Genomic DNA, 22758 nt, shown 5'->3' on the forward strand with positions numbered 1-22758 from the left:
CGTGCCAAGGCCGCGGCTGTGATCCTGACGCCACGGGATGTGTTCGAGTCCAAGACTGTGGCCGGGCTGGCCGCGGTGGCGTCGTGGGCGGGTTCCGCCGATGTGATGGTGCTCGAGGAACTGCCCGGCGGCGGTGTCGGTGAGATGCCGACCACCCCGATCACGTCGTGGCTGCTAGAACGCGGCGGCGACTTCCGTCGCTACACCCAGACCGCTCTGCTCTCGCTGCCCGCCGCGGCCGACGAGACGTTACTCGAGCGCACGATCGCTGCCGTCGTCGATCATCACGACATGCTGCGCGCCCGGTTGCATCGCATCGAGTCACAGTGGCGGATCGAGGTGCAGCCTGCCGGTTCGGTCGACATCGGCGACGTGGTGCGCAGGGTGAAGGTTCCCTCGGTGGTCGGCTCGGCCTTCGCGGAGGCCGCCACCAATGAACTCGATGCCGCTGCAGGAAGACTCGACCCCGAGGCCGGGGTCATGGTGCAGATGGTGTGGTTCGACGCCGGCGCCGAGGGCGGCCGGCTGCTGGTAGTGGCACATCACCTCGCGGTCGATGGTGTGTCGTGGCGGATCCTGGTCCCGGACTTCGCGACCGCGTGGGCGCAGGTGTCCGCCGGCGAGGAACCGGTACTCGAACCGGCCGGCACGTCGATGCGCCGCTGGTCCCACGGACTGGTCGAGGCGACTGGTGCGCGCGGGAACGAGATGGAGCTGTGGCGGCGCGCTCTCGAGGCCGACGACCCGCTCATCGGGTCACGCCCCCTCGACGCTCGAATAGATGTGGCGGGGACGGTAGAAAAGCTCACCGTCGAGGTGGCGGCCGACGTCACGGACGCGTTACTCACCAGGGTCCCCGAGGCATACCATGGCGGCGTCAACGACGGACTGCTGACCGCGCTGGCGCTGGCGCTGGCGAAGTGGCGGCGCACACACGGGGACTTCACCCGCGAGTCACTGGTCAGCCTCGAGGGGCACGGCCGTGAGGACCAGGTGGTCCCGGGTGCGGACCTGGGACGCACGGTCGGTTGGTTCACAGCCATGTTCCCGGTGCGCCTGGATCTGGCCGGCATCGACCTCGACGACGCGTTCGCCGGTGGCAAGGCGGCCGGTGCGGCGATCAAGGCGGTCAAGGAACAGTTGCTCGCCATCCCGGACCACGGCATCGGATACGGCATGCTGCGCTACCTGGATCCCGAGAGTGCGGATCAATTGCGTGCACTGCCCCAGCCCCAAATCACGTTCAACTACCTGGGCCGGCTCGGCGGCGCGTCGTCGACAGACATCCACGGTCACGCCTGGGTGCCGGTCACGGACACGAAGCTGGACGACATCCCCGCCTCCGACATTCCGGTGGCCACGGCGCTCGACATCAACGCCGTCACCGGCACCGGGGTGGACGGCAACCGGCTGCGGGCCACGTGGGCGTTCCCGACCGGGGTGCTCGCACCCTCGGCGGTCCGTGAACTCGCCGACCTGTGGGTGCAGGCACTCACCGCGCTGACGACGCACGTGGCGGGGCCCGACGCCGGTGGTGTGACCCCGTCCGATCTGGACCTGGTCACACTGGATCAGGTCGCGATCGACCGGCTCGAGGCCAGGTTCCCGGCCCTGTCCGACATCTGGTCGCTGTCACCGCTGCAGTCGGGTCTGCTCTTTCACGCCCAGTTCTCCGACTCCACGGTCGACCCCTACCTCGTGCAGTTGGTCCTGAAGCTGAGTGGCGAGGTGAACCCGGACCGCATCCGCCGCGCCGGGCAGGCCCTGCTGGACCGGCACCCCAACCTGCGTGCTGCGTTCGTCCACGACAGCGCAGGTGCCTCCGCGCAGATCATCCAGGAGCACGTCGAGTTGCCGTGGTCCGAGTTCGATCTGTCGGCACTCGGCCCCGAGGCCACCGACCTCGAGTACGACCGGATCGTGGCACGGGACCGATCGGTCAAGTTCGACATGGCCGACGCACCGCTGCTGCGGCTGGCGCTGATCAGGCTCACCGAGCACGATTACCGGCTGATCCTGACCAACCATCACATCCTGCTCGACGGCTGGTCGACACCGCTGGTCATCCGTGATCTGCTGACGCTCTACGCGACGGACGCGGACGAGAGCCTGCTGCCCCGCGTGCACTCCTACCGCGACTATCTGTCGTGGATGAAGCGCCACGACATCACCGAATCACTCGACGCCTGGCGCGCCGCACTCGGCGGGGTCGACGAACCGACCCTGCTCGCGCCGATGGAGCGCGATGAGGCGCACTCCACGGTCGCGGCAGAAACCTCGTTCACCCTGTCCGAGGAGCAGACCACCCGGTTGCGCGATCTGAGCCGCGAACGCGGACTCACCCTCAACACCGTCGTCCAGGCGGCGTGGGGGATTGTGTTGGGTGGGCTGGTGGGTCGTTCGGATGTGGTGTTCGGTGGCACGGTGTCGGGTCGTCCTCCGCAGATTGCGGGGATCGAGTCGATGGTGGGTCTGTTCATCAACACCTTGCCGGTGCGGGTGGTTCTGTATCCGGGGGAGTCGTTGGGTGAGTTGCTCGAGCGGGTGCAGGGGGAGCAGGCGGCGTTGCTGGATCACCACTATGTGGGGTTGACCGATATTCAGTCGGTGGCGGGTGCGGGTGCCGGTTTCGATACGTTGACGGTGTTCGAGTCGTATCCGGTGGACAAGGAGGGGTTGACGGAGCAGACCGACATCGCCGGCATGTACGTCACCGGCATCGCAGGCAAGGACTCCGCGCACTACCCCCTCGCCGTCGTCGCGTCCGGCGACGACCGGCTGAACTTCAAGTTCGAGTATCTTCCCGAAGTCCTCGAGGAGAGCGCTGTCGACAAGATCGCGGACCGGCTACAGCGGGTGCTCGACGCAGTCGCCGACCGACCGGAGATACCCCTGGCCCACATGCAGTTGCTCACCGGGGCTGAACTCGCCGAGTTCGCCCCGGTCCGCGGCCGCCCAGGGTTCTCTGTCCGCACCCTGCCGCAGATCTTCGAGGACGCCGCGGCGCTGGGTCCCAATCGGACGGCGCTGACATTCGAGGGCCGCAACGTCTCGTATCGGGAACTCGACGAGCGGTCCAACCAGCTCGCACGGGTACTGATCTCGCGGGGAGCCGGCCCGGAAACGTTCGTGGCGCTGGGCATCCCCCGCTCGATCGAGTCGGTCCTCGCCGTATGGGCGGTGGCCAAGACGGGCGCCGCGTTCGTCCCTGTCGACCCGAACTATCCGACGGACCGCATCGAACACATGCTGACCGACTCGGGTGCCACGATCGGGCTGACCATGTCCGCGTACAAGGAGGCGCTGCCCGATTCCGTGCCGTGGCTGCAGCTCGACTCGCCGAAGTTCGAGAAGGCATGCCAGGCGAAACCTGCTCTGCCGGTAGCGGATTCGGACCGTCGTTCGCCGATCAGTCTCGACAATGCGGCGTACATCGTCTACACGTCGGGTTCGACGGGCACGCCGAAGGGCGTCGTGGTCACGCACGAGGGCCTCGACAACTTCGCCGAGGACCAACGCCAGCGTTTCGCTGCCGCACAGACCTCCCGCACCCTGCACTTCTCGACGCCGAGCTTCGATGGGTCGGTCTTCGAGTATCTACAGGCGTTCGGTGTCGGCGCCACCATGGTGATCGCGCCGCGGACGGTGTACGGCGGGGTGGAACTGGCCGAACTCATCCGTTCGGAGCACGTCACGCACGCATTCATCACCACCGCGGCGCTGGCCACGGTCGATCCTGAAGGGCTCGACGAATTCCAGCACGTCGTGTTCGGCGGCGAAGCCTGCCCGCCGGAACTTGTGACCCGGTGGGCTCCCGGCCGAGCCCTGTCCAACGCATACGGCCCCACCGAGACCACGGTGATGGCCAACATCAGCGATCCGATGACCGTGGGCGAACCCATAACGCTCGGCGGGCCGATCCGCGGTGTCGGCGAACTGGTGCTCGATACCCGTCTCCAACCGGTTCCTGTCGGTGTCCCCGGCGAGTTGTACATCACCGGGGCGGGTCTGGCCCGCGGCTACCACCGCCGCCCGGAACTGAGCAGCCAGCGCTTCCTCGCCAACCCCTTCGGGGAGGCGGGCGAGCGGATGTACCGCACCGGCGACATCGTCCGCTGGCGGTCCGATCGCACGGTCGAGTACGTGGGACGCAGCGACTTCCAGGTGAAGATCCGCGGCTTCCGCATCGAACTCGGCGAGATCGACTCGGAGATCACGGCGTTCACCGGGGTCGGCTTCGCGGCAACCCTCGGTGTCCCCGGCCCGTCCGGTGACACCGTGCTGGTGACGTACCTGCTGCCCAACACGCCCGGCGGGGTCGACGCAGCGGAGCTGACCGCGTACCTGTCGACGCGACTCCCGGCGCACATGGTGCCGACGAGCATCATGCTCCTCGACGAGATCCCGCTGACCCCGGTGGGCAAATTGGACCGTTCGGCGCTGCCCGCGCCCGGGTTCAACATCACCACCGCGGAGTTCACGCCGCCGACCAACGATCTCGAAGCGATGATCGCGGAGGTCTTCGCGGACGTCCTCGGAATCGAGCGGATCGGCATCGACGACAACTTCTTCGATCTCGGCGGAAACTCGCTGGTAGCCACCCGCGTCACGGCACGGTTGAGGGACGCACTCGATGCCGACATCGGGGTTCGGGCGCTGTTCGAGGCCCCGGACGTCCGGTCTCTGGCCGAACGCGTCGGGGACGACATACACCGTGGTGGCGCGTCCCCCGCACTCGCTCCGGTCGAGCGTCCCGAGCAGATTCCGCTGTCGCTGGCACAGAAGCGGATGTGGTTCCTCAACCAGTTCGACACGTCATCGCCGGCCTACAACATTCCGTTGGCGGTCCGGCTGACCGGGAACCTCGACGTGGACGCGCTGAGACTGGCCATGGCCGACGTCCTCGAACGGCATGAAACGCTGCGGACCGTCTTCCCGACGGTCGAGGGCGAACCGACCCAGAGGATCCTCGCCGCCGCGGAAGCGCAACCGGACGTTGCCACAGTCTCGGTGACCCCGGACGATCTGCCGCGGTACATCATGGACCTGGTATCGCGCGGGTTCGACGTAAGCACCGACGTCCCGGTCCGGGTTGCGCTGTTCCGGACCGCACCCGATCATCACGTGCTCACGATCGTGGTCCATCACATCTGTGCGGACGGCTTCTCACTGGCCCCGCTGGCGCGCGACGTGATGCTGGCCTACACGTCACGACTCGAAGGCGACGGCCCGAAGTGGGATCCGCTGCGGGTGCAGTACGCCGACTACACGCTGTGGCAGCACACGGCCCTCGGTTCGGAGAACGACCCCGACTCGAAGATCAACCGGCAGTTGAGGTTCTGGTCGGGCACCCTGGCCGGATTGCCGGACGTCATCCAGTTGCCCACCGACCGTCCGCGTCCGATCCAGCAGACATTCGAAGGCGATCGGGTCGAGTTCGCCCTCGACGCCGACCTCCATCAGCAGTTGACGGCGCTGGCCCGGGCCAACAACGTCACCATGTTCATGGCCGTGCACGCTGCTCTGGCGGTGCTGTTGGCCAGGCTCGGTAGCACCGACGATGTCGTCATCGGCACACCCATCGCCGGGCGCGGTGAAGCCGCTCTCGACGAGATGGTGGGCATGTTCGTCAACACTCTGGTCCTGCGGAACCGGATGGACCCGGCAACGACGTTCACCGAGTTGATCCAGCAGATCCGGGAAACCGACCTGGCCGCGTTCGGGCACTCGGACCTGCCGTTCGAACGGCTCGTCGAGGAACTCAACCCCACCAGGTCCACCGCCTACTCACCACTGTTCCAGGTGGCCCTCGAATTCCAGAACAACGAGAGCCCCACCCTGGAACTGCCGGAACTTCGGGTCGAGAACGTCGACCTGGAAACCAGGGTGGTGAAGGGAGACCTCGAAGTGATCCTGGCCGAGCAGTTCGACCAGGACGGTGCGCCCGCCGGCATCTCCGGCGGACTCGACTTCGCCGTGTCCCTCTTCGACCGTGGGACCGCCCGCTCGTTCGCCGACCGCTTCAGCCGGATCCTCGCGGCCGCCACCGCGGATCCGGACCAGCCGATCGGCACCCTCCCACTGCTCGACGAGGTGGAGGCCGCCGAGATGGTCCCGGCCCGAGGCAAGCCCGAGGTGCGCCCCGAACTGTGGCCGGACCTGCTGTCGACCGCCGCGGCCCTCGACCCCGAGTCGGTGGCGTTGTCGTTCGAAGGCCGGCAGGTCAGCTATCGCGAACTCGACGAATGGTCCAACCGGCTGGCCCGGATCCTGTGTGCCCACGGTGTGGGGCCGGAGACGTTCGTGGCCATCGGTATTCCGCGGTCCATCGAGGACGTGGTGTCGATCTGGTCGGTCGCCAAATCCGGTGCGGCGTTCGTGCCGGTCGATCCGGCCTATCCGCGCGACCGGATCGACTACATGCTCACCGACAGCCGGGCAACGGTTGGACTCACGGTGGCCGCACACAGAGACGGTTTGCCGAATACCGTCCCGTGGCTGGTGCTCGACGGCGATGCGGTCGCCGAACAGATCGAAGCCGTATCCTCGGCGCCGGTCACCGATGCCGATCGGAGCAGCCCACTGCATTTGGCTCACCCGGCGTACCTGATCTACACATCAGGTTCGACCGGAAAACCGAAGGGCGTCGTCGTCACTCACCGCGGCATTGCCAATCTCACTGCGGAGGAGCGCGAACGGTTCCAGGTCACGCACGAGTCACGGGTCTCGCACCTTGCGTCCCCGAGCTTCGACGCGTCGATATACGAGCTGATGATGGCATTCGGTGCCTCGGCCCGGGTGGTGATCGTGCCCCCCACCATCTTCGGCGGCACCGAGTTGGCGGAATTGTTCCGCCGCAACGCGGTCACGCATGCATTCATCACGCCCACTGCACTGTCCTCCATGGAAGACGTGGGACTCGAATCGCTTCGCGCCCTCTTGGTGGCCGGCGAGGCCTGCCCGCCGGAACTGGTGGAGATCTGGGGCAAGAACCGCTGTATGCACAACGGATACGGACCCACGGAGACCACCATCCAGGCGAACGTGAGTGCCTCGATGAGTCCGGGCGAGGTCGTGAACATCGGTGCACCAGCATTGGGATTCGGTTCCCTGGTGCTCGATGAACGACTGCAACCCGTCCCGGTCGGCGTGCCCGGCGAGTTGTACATCACCGGCCCCGGGCTGGCACGTGGGTACCACAATCGGGCGGAAATGACGTTTGAGCGCTTTATCGCTTGCCCGTTCGGCGAAGCGGGGCAACGGATGTACCGCACCGGAGACGTCGTGCGCTGGCGCGGCGATCACACCCTCGAGTACATCGGCCGCACCGACTTCCAGGTGAAGGTCCGCGGGTTCCGCATCGAACTCGGCGAGATCGACACCGTCATCGCGCGCCATCCGGCTGTCGCGTTCTCGGCCACGATCGGTCACACCGGACCTTCGGGCGCCACGCTTCTCGCGTCGTACGTACGGACCGTGGAGGGGCTCGACCTCGAGCCGGCGGAACTGCGCGCGTACGCTGCGGACCGCTTGCCTGCGCACATGGTCCCGTCCGCGGTGGTGATCCTGGATCAGGTCCCGATGACTCCGGGCGGCAAACTCGACCGCACGGCACTGCCCGCACCCGAATTCGGCTCCACAGGCGCGGCGTTCCGCGCCCCTACGACGGAGACCGAACGGATCATCGTGGAAGCCTTCATGGAGATACTCGGTGTGGACCGAGTGGGCACCGCGGACAGCTTCTTCGACCTCGGCGGCAACTCTATCGTCGCCACCCGCGTGATGGCCGTCCTGCAGGAACGCTTCGGGCGGCATATCCCACTGCAGTCGATGTTCCTGGACCCGACACCGGCGGGTCTGGCGTTGCGGATCGACGCGGGGGACGCTGCTGTGTCGCCGGTCGACGAGGCGCTGGGCGTCGTCATTCCACTGCGTCCGACCGGGGAGAAAGCTCCGCTGTTCTGCATCCATCCAGGGATCGGCCTGTCGTGGGGTTACGCGGGACTTCTGCAGCATCTTTCGCAGGACCGCCCGGCTTTCGGTCTACAGTTGCCGATCATCAGCGGAGGCCCGGCCTTCGAGTCGATCGAACAGTTGGCACACCACTATGTGCTGGAGATGCGCCGCGTCCAGGGCCACGGGCCATACCATCTGCTCGGGTGGTCGCTCGGTGGCGTCATCGCGCACGCGATGGCGGTCGAACTGCGGCGGGAAGGCGAGACCGTGGCGACTCTGGCTGTCATGGACAGCTATGTGACGAACGGAAACGGTCAGGGTCCCGACCGCCTCACCGTATCCGACCTGCTCCACGGCCTCGGGCTGGACCTCGGGTCGGAGACGGGGGAGGAGCTCACCTACGAGCGAGCCGTCGAGTTGCTCGATGACGCGTTCGGGCAGAAGACCGGACTGACTCCCCAACATTTGGAGCGGATCAGTTCCGGATACACGAACTCCTCGCAAATCATGAACAATTTCCGCCCGCAGGTGTTCGACGGAGATCTACTCTTCTTCAGTGCTTCCGGGTCAGCGTCCGGCGAGCATTCACCCAAGGAATGGCAAGGTTCCGTCACTGGGGGGATCGACGAAGTCAAGATCGATTGTGCGCACAACCAGATGATCGAGCCCGAAGTGCTTGCCGTGGTGGGGCCAGTCCTCGAGAACTACCTGAGTAGGGGCTGAGCTGGTCTGATCACATTCGCCCAGTTTCGTTTCCGTGACCGGCGAGCGCGAAGTGCGGACACCTCTCGCGATTTGGCGGCTGTCGATCACGGCGGTCGAGGAAGAGGATTCCGGACGCCGCGCATTATCGCGCGAGCGCTAGTTCAGGGCAGGTTGACGGGTTGTGTTCTGCGCGAGCGGTGTCCGAGACGTTGAGAGTTTGGGCAGTTCAACCGAGGGGTAATCCGGACCCATGCACCCCAGCACACGCACCGCAGTAGTGACGGGATCCGACTCGGGATTGGGGAGGGCCGTCGCACTCGCACTCGCGGACGACCGCTTCCACCTCGGTCTCGCGTATGCAACCGATCGGGACAGCGCAGAAAACACAGCCGCGGAGGCGCGGACCAAGTCCGTTCGTACGGCGTTGCGCCGCATGGATCTTGCCGACCTGCCTCGCGCGGTCGCCGCCCTCGACGAGTTCGCGGGCGAACTGGGCGGCTTCGGCGTGCTCGTCAACTGTCCCGGCAGCACGACCGTCGAGTGCATTCAGCGCGCTGTGCGATACATGATTGCGAGCGGCGAAGGCGGCCGGATCGTCAATATCATCACGTCGCTACCCGGGCCAGGCGGACTCACCGGTCTGCTCGCGACGGAGTTGGCGCGGTATTCGATCACCGTCAACGCGGTCGTCTTGCCCGCGGCGGAACCAGGCCTCGATTGTCCCGGTCGCGACGATCCGGAGGTGACCTCCGTGGTGTCGTATCTGACTTCGCCGGCCGCGGCGTCCGTCACCGGCGCGGCATACGTCGTCGACGGCACCAGGATCGCCATGATCCCGCACGGCCTGACCGGAGTTGGGAGCCGACAATCGGCCAATCACGCGGAGCGGACCCATCCCTACACCGGTCACTGGGCACCTACCCGTTGGACGCGGTGAGTTGATCCGCTGTCGGCTGCGGCGCCGCAACCGAATGCTCTCTTGCCTGGGCACACCGGGGAGTACCGTGTGCAAAAGGGGGCATGAGTTGGGAGTGACGGTGTAATGCCGCCGGCAGTCAAGGGCAATGTGGGGAACCTACCCCACGAGTTGACGAGTTTCGTCGGACGTCGACATGAGGTGACCGAGGCGCGGCGATTGCTGTCCGTATCGCGTCTGGTCACACTTGCCGGCATCGGGGGAGTTGGGAAGACCCGTCTTGCGTTGCGGGTCGCGGCGGACTCCAGACGTGCGTTCGACGACGGGGTGTGGCTGGTCGGGTTGGGGGAACTGGACGAAGGCTCGAGGCTCGTCGATGTCGTGTCGGCAGTACTGCGGTTGCGAGAGCAGCGTACCGGGGATCCGGAAGTGCTCTTGACCGAGTTTCTCTCCTCCCGGCGATTGCTGCTGGTTCTAGACAATTGTGAGCACGTGGTCGCCGCCGCCGCCGCATTGTCTGACTCGTTGTTGCGTAGCTGCCCCGAGTTGCGGATCCTTACGACAAGCCGCGAACCGCTCGCCATCGGGGGCGAGGCTGTGTTGCGGGTGCCGCCGTTGACCGTGCCGGAACCCGAACGATCGTCGCTACAGGGTCTGCCACAGTACGAGGCGGTGACGCTGTTCGTGCAGCGGGCGGTGACGGCGGTGCCGGAATTCGAACTGACGGAAGAGAACCATGTGGCGGTGGCTCGGATCTGTCGGCAACTAGACGGATTGCCGCTGGCGATCGAATTGGCCGCGGTGCGGTTGCGGGTGATGTCGGTGGAGCAGATCTTGCAGCGGTTGACAGATCGGTATCGGCTGTTGACGGTCGGGTCGCGGGGTGCGCCGAGCCGGCAGCAGACGTTGCGGCTGTCCATCGACTGGAGTTACGACTTGTGCACCGCGCCGGAGCGGGCGCTGTGGGCGAGGTTGTCGGTATTCGCGGGCGGTTTCGAATTGGACGCCGTGGAGGGGATCTGCGCCGGAGACATCCCGGTGGAGGATGTACTCGATGTGGTGGCGTCGCTGATCGACAAGTCGGTTCTCATCCGGGAGGAGTCGGGCCCAACGGTTCGGTACCGACTCCTCGAGACGGTGCGCCACTACGGAGGGGAGAGACTGGTCGAGACTGGGGAGATCGTGGCCCTGGGTCGGCGGCACCGGGATTGGTACGAGAGATTGGTGTTGCAGTCCGAGGCCGAATGGATCAGCCCATTACAGGTGATGTGGATCAGGCGACTCGACGCGGAGAAGCTGAACGTGCGGGCGGCGCTGCACTTCTGTCTGACCGAGTCGGGAGAGGTCGAGTCCGGGCTGCGTATCGCGGCAGCACTGTATCCCTACTGGCGTTCGCGCGGAATGCTCCGAGAGGGTCGCCGCTGGCTCGACCAGCTTCTGGCGCGGCACGGGGGCGATCCGAGCCGCGAGCGGATCGAGGCGGTGTACGTCGACAGTGTGCTTGCCGGCATGCACGGCGACGGCGAGGCAGCGCACACCCTGGCAGACGAGGGCGCGGAGCTCGCCGCGCGTAACGGCGACGCCTTGATGCGTGCACTGGTGGTTCATGCGGCCGGGTGCTGCGCCCTGTTCCTGGGAGATCTGACGAGCGCCCGGTGGCGAATGGAGGAGGCGCTCGTCGTGTTCCGGGACAAGGGCAACCTTCTGCAACTGGTCTGGGGATTGTTCGGGGTGGCTCTGGTCAGTGCCATTCAGGGGGAAACCTCGACGGCGAAGATGTACGGAACCGAGATCTCAGACCTCACCGAGGCGCACGGCGAATCCGTCTACCGGGGCTGGTCTCTGTGGGTGGCGGGGGTAGCGGCATGGCAGCGCGGTCAGTTGGAACTCGCCGAGGACTACGTGAAGCAGGGGCTGCGCCTGTCTCAACTGGTCGATGACCGGATCAGCGCGTGCGGCGCGCTCGAGGTATTGGCGTGGGTCGCGGCGGGCCGTGGTCGGCCGCAGCACGCCGCGGAGTTGATGGGTGCCGCGGCGGCCGTCGCGCAGGCCGTCGGCAACCCCAGCACCGTCTATCCCAATCTGCTCGTCCATCACGCGGCATGCGAGCAGTCGGCCCGCGACGCGATTGGGGACCGTTCCTTCGACACCGCGTTCCAGCGCGGCGTAAACAAGTCCTTTGGAGATGCCGTCGCCTGCGCATTCGAGGAGCAGCGACGCGAGGCGCCCGCGACCCCGAGGTGGTCGACGAATCTGACTCGCCGCGAGTGGCAGGTTGCGGAACTCGTCGCAGCCGGGCTGACCAACAAGGCGATCGCAGCGAGACTGGTCATCTCACAGCGCACGGCACAGGGGCACGTCGAGCACATCCTCGCCAAACTTGGATTCAACTCGCGTAGCCAGATTGCGGCGTGGACGGTCGAGCACGCCAAGGACCAGCACCCCTGACCGGGCAGCTATGCGAGTCCAGATAGGTATGTCCCGGGTAGTTCGGCCGATGCCGGACCCCACCGTGGTCGCGATTATGTAGATGTCGCCCAATGCGGTGACGGACCGAGGCCCCGATGCTGCTTCACGCACTGAGCGCACACCGCCAGCCATCACGGCCTGCGTGGTCGGCGATTGTTCGTCGGGCGCACATCGTCGACCGACTTCAGGTGTGGATTCGGGGGAACCGAGTCACATACGGCCGGGAGACGCAAGGATCCCCCGAACACGACTATTCCGCACCGGCTGCCCGGTCCGTCCACTCCGGTGCAGTCTCCGTGGCCGGAGTCACCCTCGTGCAGGGTATGGCGCCACAGTGGGAACTGTCGATAGTGTCCTCGAAGGTGATCCACCGTGAAGTTGAGCGGGATCTCATTCCGCGCACGATTGCCATCGTCGAACTCGACGAAGGACCGTGGGTCTACACGTGGATCGACGGCGAGATCCCAACACAATCCCACCGACCGATTCGCGTCGAGTATCGGCCGGTGCCAACGGCGGATCAGTTGCCCGTGTTCTCGATTCTGTCCGCCTTTCCGGGGTGAGACGCATGGGTACACAGGCAACGGACGAGCCTCCGGAAACCTACAGCACCGAATGGATGCGATCGGCCCTTCGCCGATGTGACCTGCTCGAACAGACGTACGCGGTGAGTACGGACGCTAGGTGGATGATCGACTTCGCCATCCAGTGGGCGCCGTTCGGGGGTGCCACCGACGCGGACGTGCTCGTGCGGTTCGGCGTATCCCGAAAAAGGTTCATGGATCTGGTCCTCGCCGGTCTCGCCCCGAAGGCTGCCGAAACACCTAAGATCCGTGCGATGAAGACTCAGCTGTGTATTTCCCTGGCGCAGGCGTGGAACGCGCAGTAATCACGCTCGCCCGGCGACTTTTCCAAGGCGGCATCGATGTCGGCAGCCCGGACATTTCGGTCCCGCTATCCTCGCGTGTGTCGCTGAGCCCGCGCCTCCATGCTCGGACGGCGGTGACCAGAGCCCCAATGATCGTTACGGCGTACATGACGAGCATGATCCAATCAGTCACCGCTACGTCGGCACTGAAACGGTCGATCATGGTGGTGGCGCCGAGGACTGGGAGTGCAAGCGCTACAACCGTTGCCGCCCTACGCGTCAAGGGCTCTACAGCAGTCTGGTCTGGCGGGTTCACCGCTCTCTCATTTCGCGGAAATGGTCGTGACGGTGTCAGTGCGATGAATTTCGATGCAAGCGTAGTGGATCGAGGCAGGGCGACAGGGTTTGCGACTGCGGGCGCGCGCGAGAATTGCTACCCGGTGTCGGTGATGGCCCGTGCTGTGGGTTTACAGGGTGTGGGAATGGAACTCCTGCCGCACCACTATCGGACACCGAATGGGCGGCGCCGCCGGGTTTCGGAGGCTGCGATTCGGAGGCGTGAGATTCGCTCGAACGGGTACCGGGTCACCCCGTGGACGACCATGCCGTAGGCCGCCGTGACCGCGAATTTCCAGGGGTGAGGGCGGGGGCGCGAAGTTCTCAGACTTCAGGCCCGTGGGTCGGAATCTTTCGGGGTTTTCCGGCTTAGGGGTCGCCGGACGACCCTGTCCCGTCGATCCGGCACTGAAGCCCCCGCATCGATGCGGTGCCACCGATGCGGTACGGCAGGCGGGTCGGGCACATCGGCGACCCGACCGCCGGGCAACGCCGGCGACGACCGACAGTAGTCGTCGATCAACTCCGCAGCCCGATCCGAGCATTGGGCGGGAGATGGCATCCGTCCGATGCCGAGACCGTCAATTATGACGACGCTGCAGCCGAGTCCCTCCACCCCCAGGGACCACCCGAAGTTTCGGTTCCACGACAGCACCGCATTACGTTCCGGCAGTTTGTGCAGCCGGAAGGGGAGTACGAGGACGACATCGATGCTCCCCATCTCCCACCAGTCGATGGAGTCGGCATGAACGTCCCGAGCCACCGCAGTGATGTAGTCCCGAACGGTGCTTGCGCCCAAAATGTCTGTTTCACTCTGCATGGTCCACCGCCTCAACGTGTCGACGATCGAAATACCCTGCCCGGCGACGGTTGAAACTTCACCCTTCGAGAGCGCCCTCGAAGGGTGGCGCGTCATCTCCTGCGGGTAGCCTCGGCGCATGCCATATGTGGAGCGCTCGGGAGATGTTTTCATCCTCTACTTCGGTGAGGAAGGGGAACGAGACAGCGAGAACACCCTCCATCCAGACTGGATCGAGCGCGTCGACGAACTTCTCGACCGAATCGAGGCACACGACGGCCCCGCAGCGCTGGTGACGACGGCAGTGGGGAAGTTCTACTCGACCGGACTCGACACTGCGTGGGTCCTCGCGAACACCGACAAACTGAACTCTTACGTTGATTCCGTACAAGCACTGTTCGCACGGATCCTGACGTTCCCCCTGCCCACCGTGGCCGCGCTGAATGGGCATACCTTCGGCGGCGGCGCCATCCTCGCGGCAGCCCATGACCACCAGTTGATGCGTGAGGACCGCGGCTACTTCTGCCTGCCCGGAATCAGCATCGGCGCGAGTTATGCACCCGGCAGTATCGCACTCCTCGCGGCGCGACTTCCCAGCCGCGCAGTGCATACAGCTCTGGCTACCGGTCGCCGGTACGGCGCCATGGAGGCGCGCGAGTACGGATTCGTCGACGAGGTCGCACCGACGCAGGAGGTGCTGTCCAAAGCTGTCGAACATGCTCGAGGCCTTGCCTCGACGCGTGGCCGCACACTTGGTGAGATCAAGTCCTCGCTCTACGCAGAAGTTGTTGCCGCACTGCGGACTCCAGTGGCCAATCTAAAGGCACAGGAGGCTCTGAATCGCGGCTGAGTATACGCCGATGACGTAGGGGGTGGCCGCCGCGATGATGGGTACACTTTTGATCAAGGGCGGTGCATGACGCATCCGTTCTCACTTGCATCCGGAGGCGACCAATATGAAACGCGTTCTCACCCTTGTCCTGCCGATCTTGTTCACGGTCTTCGCGCTCGCAGCGTGTAGTAGCGGCAGCAACGATTCGTCAAGTCCGCCCGATTCGGATCAGAACGGCGATCACTCGATGACGGATATGCCGTCGACGTCGATGCCTATGTCCGCGCCTGCGGACGCAGATCAGGCGGCTGGACCAGAAATCGTGGTCGACGACTACATGTTCACAGTGTCCGGTTCCTTCACGCCCGGGGAAACCGTCACCCTCCGGAACAACGACACTGTCGAGCACAGCGTCACATCGGACAACGGTGACCTGTTCGACATCGAGATCAAGCCTGGCGCAACGGCAACACTCACCGTGCCCGACCAACCCGGATCGTTCGCCTTCCACTGCAGGTACCACCCGTTCATGATGGGAAGCTTCACGGTGCAGTGACGGCACACTGACAGCAGCCCGGTCCGGGTCCAGTCGATTGGAGCGACTGGACCCGGATTGTCGTTGTAGCACCCAGCCTTTCACTCGACTTTACGATCTGGCGTGGGACGGTTGTCGTTGGAGACCATCGCCCGGTTCGATTAGATTGCCCGCGGCGGCGAGGTCGTCTTCAGCGGACGTCGTGGCGTGCTTGCCGTATGACTCCGGGGGCGTGTCCCTCTCGATTGTGGTGGCCAGCGGCTTCTCGTTGACCCAACACAACAGCAGCGCTGCGAGAAGCACCAGCGGAAGCAGATAGAGGAAAACAGGTGTCAGTGCGTCGTTGTAGGAACCGACCACGACCTCACGGACGGGTGCCGGTAGCTCCCGCACGATCGCGGGAGTGAACGAATTGCTGCCACCACCGACTCCGACAGCGTTGGCGGGCAACCGTTCCGAGAGCAATTCGCCCAGCCGTGAGACGAACAGGCTGCCGACTACGGCCGATCCCAGGGACGCGCCGATCTGGCGGAAATAGTTGTTGGCGGCGGTGGCGGTTCCGACCTGGGCGTTCGGGAAGGAGTTTTGCACGACCAGGATGAGGATCTGCATGCTCATTCCCAAACCGACTCCCATCACGGCCAGATAGCCGCACAGCACCCACACGGAAAGGGTTGGGCTCATGGTGGAGAGCAAGACAAGTGAGACAGCCACCAGGATGGTTCCCAGGATCGGCAGAGCTTTGTAGCGTCCGGTTCTGCTCACCACTTGCCCGGAGGCGATCGAGGCCACCAGCAGTGCCGCCATGAGGGGGATCATCAGGAGCCCTGCGTCGGTCGCGTTGGCACCCGTCACCATCTGCAGATACGTCGGCATATAGGCCATGGCACCGAACATCGCGATGCCGGTAATCAACCCGGCAATGGTCACGAGGTTGAAATTGCGGTCCGCGAACAGGTGGAGGGGCATGATCGGCTCGGCAGCGCGGCGCTCGACGACGATGAAGCTCACGGCGGCGACGATCGTGCCGGCGATCAGCGAGACGATGATCGCCGAATCCCATGCATACGTTGTTCCGCCCCACGTGGTCAGAAGCACCAAGCAGGTTGAGGCGATACCCAGGAGCGCCATACCCGCGAGATCCAGTCGGACTTTGCTACGAGGAGTTGAGGGCAGGTGCAGGAAGGCGAAGGCCGACGCGATCGCCAAAAGACCGAGTGGGACGTTCATCCAAAAGGCCCAGCGCCAGCCGATGCCCTCGGTGAACCACCCGCCCAGAAGGGGTCCGGCGACCGACGACAATGCGAATACGCCGCCCAAGACGCCCATGTAGCGCCCGCGTTCACGAGCAGGTACGACGTCGGCGATGATCGCCTGCGAGAGGATCATCAGGCCGCCGCCGCCAAGTCCCTGCACGGTACGACCGGCGATGAGCCATGTCATGTCCTGAGACAGACCACCGATGATCGAACCCAGGATGAATATCGATATCGCGCCGATGAACAGGCCCTTGCGCCCGATCAAGTCGCCCACTTTGCCGTAGATCGGGAGCATGACCGTCGAGGCCAGGATGTAAGCGGTGGTGACCCACAGCATGTGGTCGACGCCGTTGAGTTCGCCGACGATCGTAGGCAGTGCGGTGGCGAAGATCATCTGGTCCAGTGATGCGAGGAGCATCGTGACCATCAACCCGGCGAAGACGAGCAGGATGTTGCGTTTGCTCTCGGGGGAAGCGTCCACGCGTAACTGCGCCACGTTGGTCATTGCAGTTTCCTCACCAATTCTCGTGCGAGCGAGATTGCCCGCTGTTCGATTCCTGCGACGCTTGCGTCGCCGCCATTCGTGGCCCAGTCGCGCACGGTCACGCGGATGGCGCTGGCGCACAAAGCCACTGTCAATTCCCCCCACACCGCCAACTCCGCCGGCGAGTGCCCGGCTGCGCGAGGATCTCCAGCGAACACCGACTGGGCGGCCCCGGTGAGTTGGCTGGCCATAGTGGTCATCTGGGCGAGCTGCCCGCCGAGCAACTGCGGGTGCCGTCGGATAATTTCCAATCGGTCCTCACGCATGGAAGGCCGTGACCTGGGTGGATCCATCACCGCCATGAGGAGGCGCACCACCGATTCGATGGGGTCCAAGCCGTGGCGATGCCCGAGTTCTTCGAGTTCCTCCTCGGCGAAGTCGAGATGCCTCAGCCCGAGGATGGCGCTGTCCTTGCTGTCGAAGTAGTTGAAGAAGGTCCGCGGCGAGATGTCCGCCAGCTCGCTGATCGCGTCTACCGTCGCGTTCTCGAGTCCTTCGCTGAGGACAAGGGTGACGGCTGCGTCCTCGATTCGGGCGCGGGTCTCAGCGCGCTTGCGATATCTGAGTCCGGCTTTGGGTGTCTGCACAACTCAAATAGTTGCACTCATTGCAATATTGCGCAAATGCATGTGTGCAGTGACGCAAGTAATTAGCCCTGTCGCCTTTCTGAACTGGAATGCCAAATCTGTTCGGCAGCGTTCAGGCTCTCCTCGGGGGCGGCGGCGGTATCGACCGCTGTGGCGGATGTCCAGGCTGCGCCCCGCCTGGACATGGCGTCATGCACCTCAGGGGTTGCGTCCGAGTCGCCGGGTGGGCGGGTCCCTATCCTCTCGATTGCGATATCGCGCGGAGTCGTGCATTCGAGTTCGACGAGATCGCTCTGGCTGAGGGAGGCGACGCGCGCTGCGCGCTCCCGGAACATCGGCTGGGTCCACGATGCATCCAGAATTACCGAGTGTCCCGTGGCGAGGAGCGTACAGGCCCTGCGCAGCATCTCGGTGTAGGTGTTCTCGGTCATTGCGTCGCTGTACAAGCCCTGACCGAATTCGGACCCCTGCCGTGAGCTTGGATCGAGGCGTGCAAGTTCCTTGCGGACCTGGTCACTGGAGATGACAATCGCGTCCGTGCGTTCGGCCAACCCGCGCGAAAGCGTCGATTTTCCAGTGCCGGGCAGGCCGCCGACCAGGGCCAGTCGCACGGTGCCGGTGCGCAGATGCTGCACCGCGAGCCTGCAGTGCTCCTGCGCATCTTCGCGGGCCGTATGCGAACCCTGGGTATACCGCAGGCATGCCACCTTTGCGCGGACGAAAGCCCGGTACGCGATGTAGTGATGCCGTAACGACGGAGGCGGAGCGTCCCGTGTCACGGCGCAGTAGCGATCCAGAAATCGTGACGCCAAGTCTTCGCGGCCCAGATAGTCGAGATCCATCGCCAGGCACGCGACATCGTCGATGCAGTCCACATTGCGCAGATGGTCGTCGAAGTCGAGGCAGTCGAGAATTCGCGGCCCGTCCGCGAGGCAGAAGATATCGTCCGCCAGTAGGTCGCCGTGGCCGTCGACGATGCGATGTTCCCGAATCCTGTTCTCGAACAGAGTCGTCCGGCCATCGAGATATCTACGAGCTCGCCTGTCGACCTCGTCAATGTCTGACGGCAGTAGGACGTCACACCGGTAGCTCGCTACTTCGGAAACATTGTCTCGCCACCTCGCGGCGACTGCGTCCGCTGTTGCGTCCAAATTGATCTCTTCACTCCGGGCGGCGCCGGCATGAAACCGGGCGATGAGGTCGGCGATCGCATCCAGGTCCGAACTCGGGTCATGATCCCCGGTGACCAGCAGGGCCAGCCGGCGATTCGCCGGCATCCGGCGCATCTTCACCAGCGATTCAGCCTCACCCCCGTCCGGGTCGGTGAGTTCGGCAACTCCGAGATACACATCGGGGCACAACCGCTTGTTCAGTGCCACCTCACGCTCGCAGGCCGTCCTTCGCCTGTCGGCAGTACTGAAATCGAGGAACGCCGTCCGGATCGGCTTCTTGGCCTTGAAGACGAAGTCACCGACCATGACAACGTAGGCTGTGTGCGTCTCGGTTCCGATCACCTCGTGATCGTTGGTGCCAGAGGGCGACGAACAATTCTGAGATCTGTCGGACAACGGCATGAGAACTCCACCCCATCATGGCGGCCGGCGCAGCGCTGGACCACCCCAGACCACGAATCGCATCGAACATCAAAGCGTCCCCTTGCGGGTTTCATGCACGCCGGGCTACCGAACGACGAGGAGTGGACAGCCGACCGAGTGCATCAAAGTCCTACTCGTGGAACCCAACAGCATGCTGGTGAATCCGCCGCGACCGCGGCTACCCACCACGAGAAGCTGCGCGCCGTTTGATTCTTCTCGCAGGTTCCGCGCAGGGCGGTCCTTGACCACCTTCGTTCGAACCTTCACGTCCGGAAAGGGCTCGGCGTGGCCGGCGAGACTCTCTGACAACAGGGCTGATTCCCTGGTGACGATCTGCTCCAACTTGGATTCGTCACCACCGCCGCCCGCCATGGAGAGCTTCATGTCGGACCAGGCGTGAACGGCCACCAGTTCACACCCTCGCAACGCCGCCTCCTCGAAAGCGACCGTAATAGCGGGCACGCTGTGGGCCGTTCCGTCCACTCCCACAACGACCGGGCCCTCGGCGCGCGTGGCGTCGGAGTCGGGGTTGCCACGGATGACCGCCACCGGGCACTCCGCGTGGGCGAGGACAGCCGAACTGACCGACCCCAGGAACCCTCGCTCGATGACCCCTCGCCTGTTCGAACCGACGACTACCATCGCCGTTGACTTCGATCGCTCGAGGATTTCACCGGTCGGGCTGCCTGTACCGAGGATGGGGTGAATCTCCAGCGTGTATCCCGGCACGGCCGCTGCCGCGACATCCGCCGCGTCGGCCAGTCGGTTCTTCCCCTCGTGTTCCTCGTCCTCGAAGAAGCTCGCGGGCGTGCCGATCGGCACGCCATGGGCGCCGGGTACGAACGTGGTCGTGATCATCATCAGCGGAGAGTTCCGTAGGGCCGCCGCCTGCGCAGCCCACACGACTGCTCTGAGCGACGGCGGAGAACCGTCTACTCCGACAAGGATGGGGCGATGAGCAATCATAGGGCCTCCTCAGGTAAACATACCGCTGAAGTGCTTAAACGCACCTCTCGTCGCAGTCTGCACGCCGAACGCGTAGGGGGCAAGGTTCCCGCCATTGGTGAAATTTTGTTGGCGGCCGGTCACAGTCCGAGTTGGGACAGCGGCGCCGACCACGGGAGTGTGGTGGCCGCCCTAGGGTTGGTGTCGATGACGTAGGGCCCATCTACCTCTTGCGCTCGAGTTGCCAGATCCCCGAACCGCCCTTGGCGACGTTCTCCGAAAACCCGGCACCGGGGTCCGCGAATTCGATGCGGAGGTGTCGTAGACAGGTGCTGGTGCCACGCCCGTGAAGGGTCGCTCTCGTGTGACCTGGTAAAGCGACTGGTTACCGGGACTGCGGGAGGTATGCGGGTCACACTGTGGTGGTGCCGGCACGAGTGTGGGTCCGAGTCGCACGGGGGTCGACGACATCAGCCTTGAGGGGCTAACACCTCACGCTCCGCGAGGAGATCGTCTCCTGTCGAACAGTGAAGACATGGAAGCGGTTCCGCGATCCGGAGTGGCAGGTGAAGAAGGCCAGGGCCGAGCATCTGTGTGCGGTCGCCGATCAGCGAAACGATCACGCTACGAACAATCGGCTACGCGAGATCGTGAAAGGGGCTGCCTGATGCCCCTGGCCCCATTCTCGGCGGGCGAGATCACGGGCCACAGGAACAACCGAAGTACTTTGATCGTAAAGCCCCACAACACATGTTCCGTCATGACACCGGCCGCCGCCATCGTCAGCTCCGGCGGCGGAATGGCCCAGTGAAAGGTGATCCGTACGGTACCGGTAGGGATGTGACCAGGGTTCACACGTCAGGTGTCGGCCGGCTTCGACGGCATCTTCGTCGCGAGTACCGCTGCCTGAGTCCTGCGTTCGACTCCCAGCTTGGTCAACAAACGTGAAACGTAATTCTTGACTGTTTTCTCCGCGAGGAACATTCGGGCGGCGATCTGGCGGTTTGTCAGCCCCTCCCCAAGGAGGGCGAGCAATGTGCGTTCCTGATTGGTCAGGTGGCCGAACACGCCCTCCCTCTCACTCGCGCCCGCTCGGAGCTTGGCTCTGAGAGCGCTGGTTGCGCGACCGTCGAGGAATGACTTGCCCACCCCAACGGCGTGGACCGTCTCCGCCAACTCCATTCCTCTGATGTCCTTTACGACGTATCCGCTGGCCCCGGCCAGGATCGCGTCGAGCATCGCTTGATCGTCGGTGAACGAGGTCAAGATGAGACAACGTAAGTCCGGCATCGTGGAATGCAGTTCGCGGCACAATTCGATTCCGTTGCCGTCGGGTAGGCGAACGTCGAGGACGGCGACGTCCGGTTTCAACCCCGGCACCCGCGCCATCGCCTGAGAGTAGGAGGCGGCTTCACCGACAACCGTCAGATCGGGATCGGCGCTGAGGAGATCCGCAATCCCGCGGCGGACGACTTCATGGTCGTCCACGAGAAAGACTTTGATCATGCGGCGACCCCCAATCTCGGCCGCGTGACCGCTCCGAAAACTCAGACTACGCCGACAACAGCGGACGTCAGGAGCTTTTGCCGTCGATCCCGCCGCCCGCAGACGGGAAGGAAGTCGAACGTGCCGTGTCTTGACGTTAACGAGGGTTTGCGTCTTGTACAGTCTGTCGACGTCCAGGAGAACCCATCCACTGTCAGGAGCCGATCACGTGCGCTTTGGAGCCACGAGTGTCATCGCCGCACTCTCCGCGATCACCCTCACGACCGCCCTCGCCGGAGCCGCCACGGCCCAGGACTCGGTGGGGTTGCCCGGCAGTATCGGGGGGACCACCATCGCCGGCGACGGTTCCTACGACGTCGGGGACGGCCCTGATGAGGTCAAGCCCGGTATCTACCTGAGCCCTGGACTCGAGAACTCTGACTGTTCCTGGAAACGTGAAAGCCCACTGATTGCGTCGACCGTGGCTGAGCGCGAGGGCAAGTATCCGTTTCGGTACGCGTCGGCGGTGATCATCGAACCTACCGAATCCACCTTCAAGACGCCCCGTTGCGCCGCGTGGGAGTCGGTGACTCCCGGTCCGCCTTCGACGGGTTCGTTCGGGTCATCGGGGATCATGGCAGAACCCTCCATTCCCGGCGACGGCCTCTTCCACGTGGGCAGCGGCTTGTTCGACACGGTCAAACCGGGTATCTACCAGAACCCTGGCCTCGAAGGGCAGACCTGCACATTGAAGCGCGTCGGGCCGAACTTCGTCACGGAGCGCTCCCTCAAAGCAATTCCCAGCAAAACGGTGGCGTCGGCGGTGATCATTGAACGCGCCGACTTCACGTTCGAGTCGACTGGTTGCGCGACATGGGAATGGGTTGCCCCCGTACCGCACAGCACCGGGTCGTTGGGCTCGTCTTA

Annotated in this window: 16 protein-coding genes; 10 read left to right on the forward strand and 6 right to left on the reverse strand. The window is 64.6% G+C overall.

Features of this window, described 5'->3' with window-relative positions:
* From RM2_RS19075 to RM2_RS19095, 5 genes are all read left to right on the forward strand, one after another.
* The coding region (locus tag RM2_RS19075; RefSeq protein ID WP_139277833.1) for a non-ribosomal peptide synthetase at positions 1-8679 on the forward strand (8679 nt) is incomplete at its 5' end.
* Positions 8680-8911: 232 nt separating this feature from the next.
* Complete coding sequence (locus RM2_RS19080; RefSeq protein WP_072691109.1) at positions 8912-9598, forward strand: SDR family NAD(P)-dependent oxidoreductase; 687 nt, start codon at positions 8912-8914, stop codon at positions 9596-9598.
* A 105-nt stretch (positions 9599-9703) separates the two neighbouring features.
* The gene (locus RM2_RS19085; RefSeq protein ID WP_072691110.1) at positions 9704-12025 is read left to right on the forward strand and encodes an ATP-binding protein; all 2322 of its coding nucleotides are present in this window, start codon (positions 9704-9706) and stop codon (positions 12023-12025) included.
* A 317-nt stretch (positions 12026-12342) separates the two neighbouring features.
* A complete protein-coding gene (locus RM2_RS19090; RefSeq protein WP_245814043.1) occupies positions 12343-12609 on the forward strand; it encodes a PhlB family protein in 267 nt (88 codons plus the stop codon).
* Positions 12610-12614: 5 nt separating this feature from the next.
* Complete coding sequence (locus RM2_RS19095) at positions 12615-12935, forward strand: hypothetical protein (RefSeq protein WP_072691111.1); 321 nt, start codon at positions 12615-12617, stop codon at positions 12933-12935.
* A gap of 646 nt (positions 12936-13581) precedes the next feature.
* On the opposite strand, the gene RM2_RS19100 is transcribed toward RM2_RS19095, so the two are convergent.
* Positions 13582-14070 (reverse strand): DUF6292 family protein, encoded by a 489-nt coding sequence (locus RM2_RS19100; protein WP_072691121.1) that lies wholly within the window; start codon positions 14068-14070, stop codon positions 13582-13584.
* Positions 14071-14188: 118 nt separating this feature from the next.
* On the opposite strand from RM2_RS19100, the gene RM2_RS19105 reads away from it, so the two are divergent.
* Together RM2_RS19105 and RM2_RS19110 are read left to right on the forward strand one after the other, a co-directional pair.
* Entirely contained in the window at positions 14189-14899 is a 711-nt protein-coding gene (locus tag RM2_RS19105; RefSeq protein ID WP_072691112.1) for an enoyl-CoA hydratase/isomerase family protein, read from the forward strand.
* A gap of 106 nt (positions 14900-15005) precedes the next feature.
* A complete protein-coding gene (locus tag RM2_RS19110) occupies positions 15006-15437 on the forward strand; it encodes a cupredoxin domain-containing protein (RefSeq protein WP_072691113.1) in 432 nt (143 codons plus the stop codon).
* Positions 15438-15527: 90 nt separating this feature from the next.
* Here the strand turns inward: RM2_RS19110 and RM2_RS19115 are convergent, their stop codons facing one another.
* From RM2_RS19115 to RM2_RS19130, 4 genes are all read right to left on the reverse strand, one after another.
* A complete protein-coding gene (locus RM2_RS19115; RefSeq protein ID WP_072691114.1) occupies positions 15528-17180 on the reverse strand; it encodes an MDR family MFS transporter in 1653 nt (550 codons plus the stop codon).
* A complete protein-coding gene (locus tag RM2_RS19120; RefSeq protein ID WP_072691115.1) occupies positions 17177-17806 on the reverse strand; it encodes a TetR/AcrR family transcriptional regulator in 630 nt (209 codons plus the stop codon). The genes RM2_RS19115 and RM2_RS19120 overlap by 4 nt, the downstream gene beginning before the upstream one ends.
* A gap of 62 nt (positions 17807-17868) precedes the next feature.
* A complete protein-coding gene (locus RM2_RS19125) occupies positions 17869-19380 on the reverse strand; it encodes a bifunctional aminoglycoside phosphotransferase/ATP-binding protein (protein WP_072691116.1) in 1512 nt (503 codons plus the stop codon).
* A 105-nt stretch (positions 19381-19485) separates the two neighbouring features.
* Positions 19486-20367, reverse strand: coding sequence for a universal stress protein (locus RM2_RS19130; RefSeq protein ID WP_072691117.1), 882 nt, complete (start codon positions 20365-20367; stop codon positions 19486-19488).
* Here RM2_RS19130 and RM2_RS24120 point away from each other — a divergent pair.
* Both RM2_RS24120 and RM2_RS24620 read left to right on the forward strand, forming a co-directional pair.
* Positions 20356-20562, forward strand: coding sequence for a hypothetical protein (locus RM2_RS24120; RefSeq protein ID WP_139277834.1), 207 nt, complete (start codon positions 20356-20358; stop codon positions 20560-20562). The genes RM2_RS19130 and RM2_RS24120 overlap by 12 nt on opposite strands.
* 311 nt (positions 20563-20873) lie before the next feature.
* Positions 20874-21014: a hypothetical protein gene (locus RM2_RS24620; RefSeq protein ID WP_169846765.1), complete on the forward strand. Its 141-nt coding sequence runs from the start codon at positions 20874-20876 to the stop codon at positions 21012-21014.
* A 190-nt stretch (positions 21015-21204) separates the two neighbouring features.
* On the opposite strand, the gene RM2_RS19135 is transcribed toward RM2_RS24620, so the two are convergent.
* Positions 21205-21852, reverse strand: a complete 648-nt coding sequence (locus tag RM2_RS19135) for a response regulator transcription factor (protein ID WP_072691118.1) — start codon at positions 21850-21852, stop codon at positions 21205-21207.
* Between the two features lie 208 nt (positions 21853-22060).
* Between RM2_RS19135 and RM2_RS19140 the strand changes: the two genes are divergently transcribed.
* Positions 22061-22758: Rv1352/Rv1906c domain-containing protein (locus tag RM2_RS19140; protein WP_072691119.1), on the forward strand; the 698-nt coding region annotated here is incomplete at its 3' end.

Origin of the sequence: Rhodococcus marinonascens NBRC 14363 (assembly GCF_001894885.1) — a bacterium.
In the GTDB taxonomy this organism is placed as follows: Bacteria; Actinomycetota; Actinomycetes; order Mycobacteriales; family Mycobacteriaceae; genus Rhodococcus_F; species Rhodococcus_F marinonascens.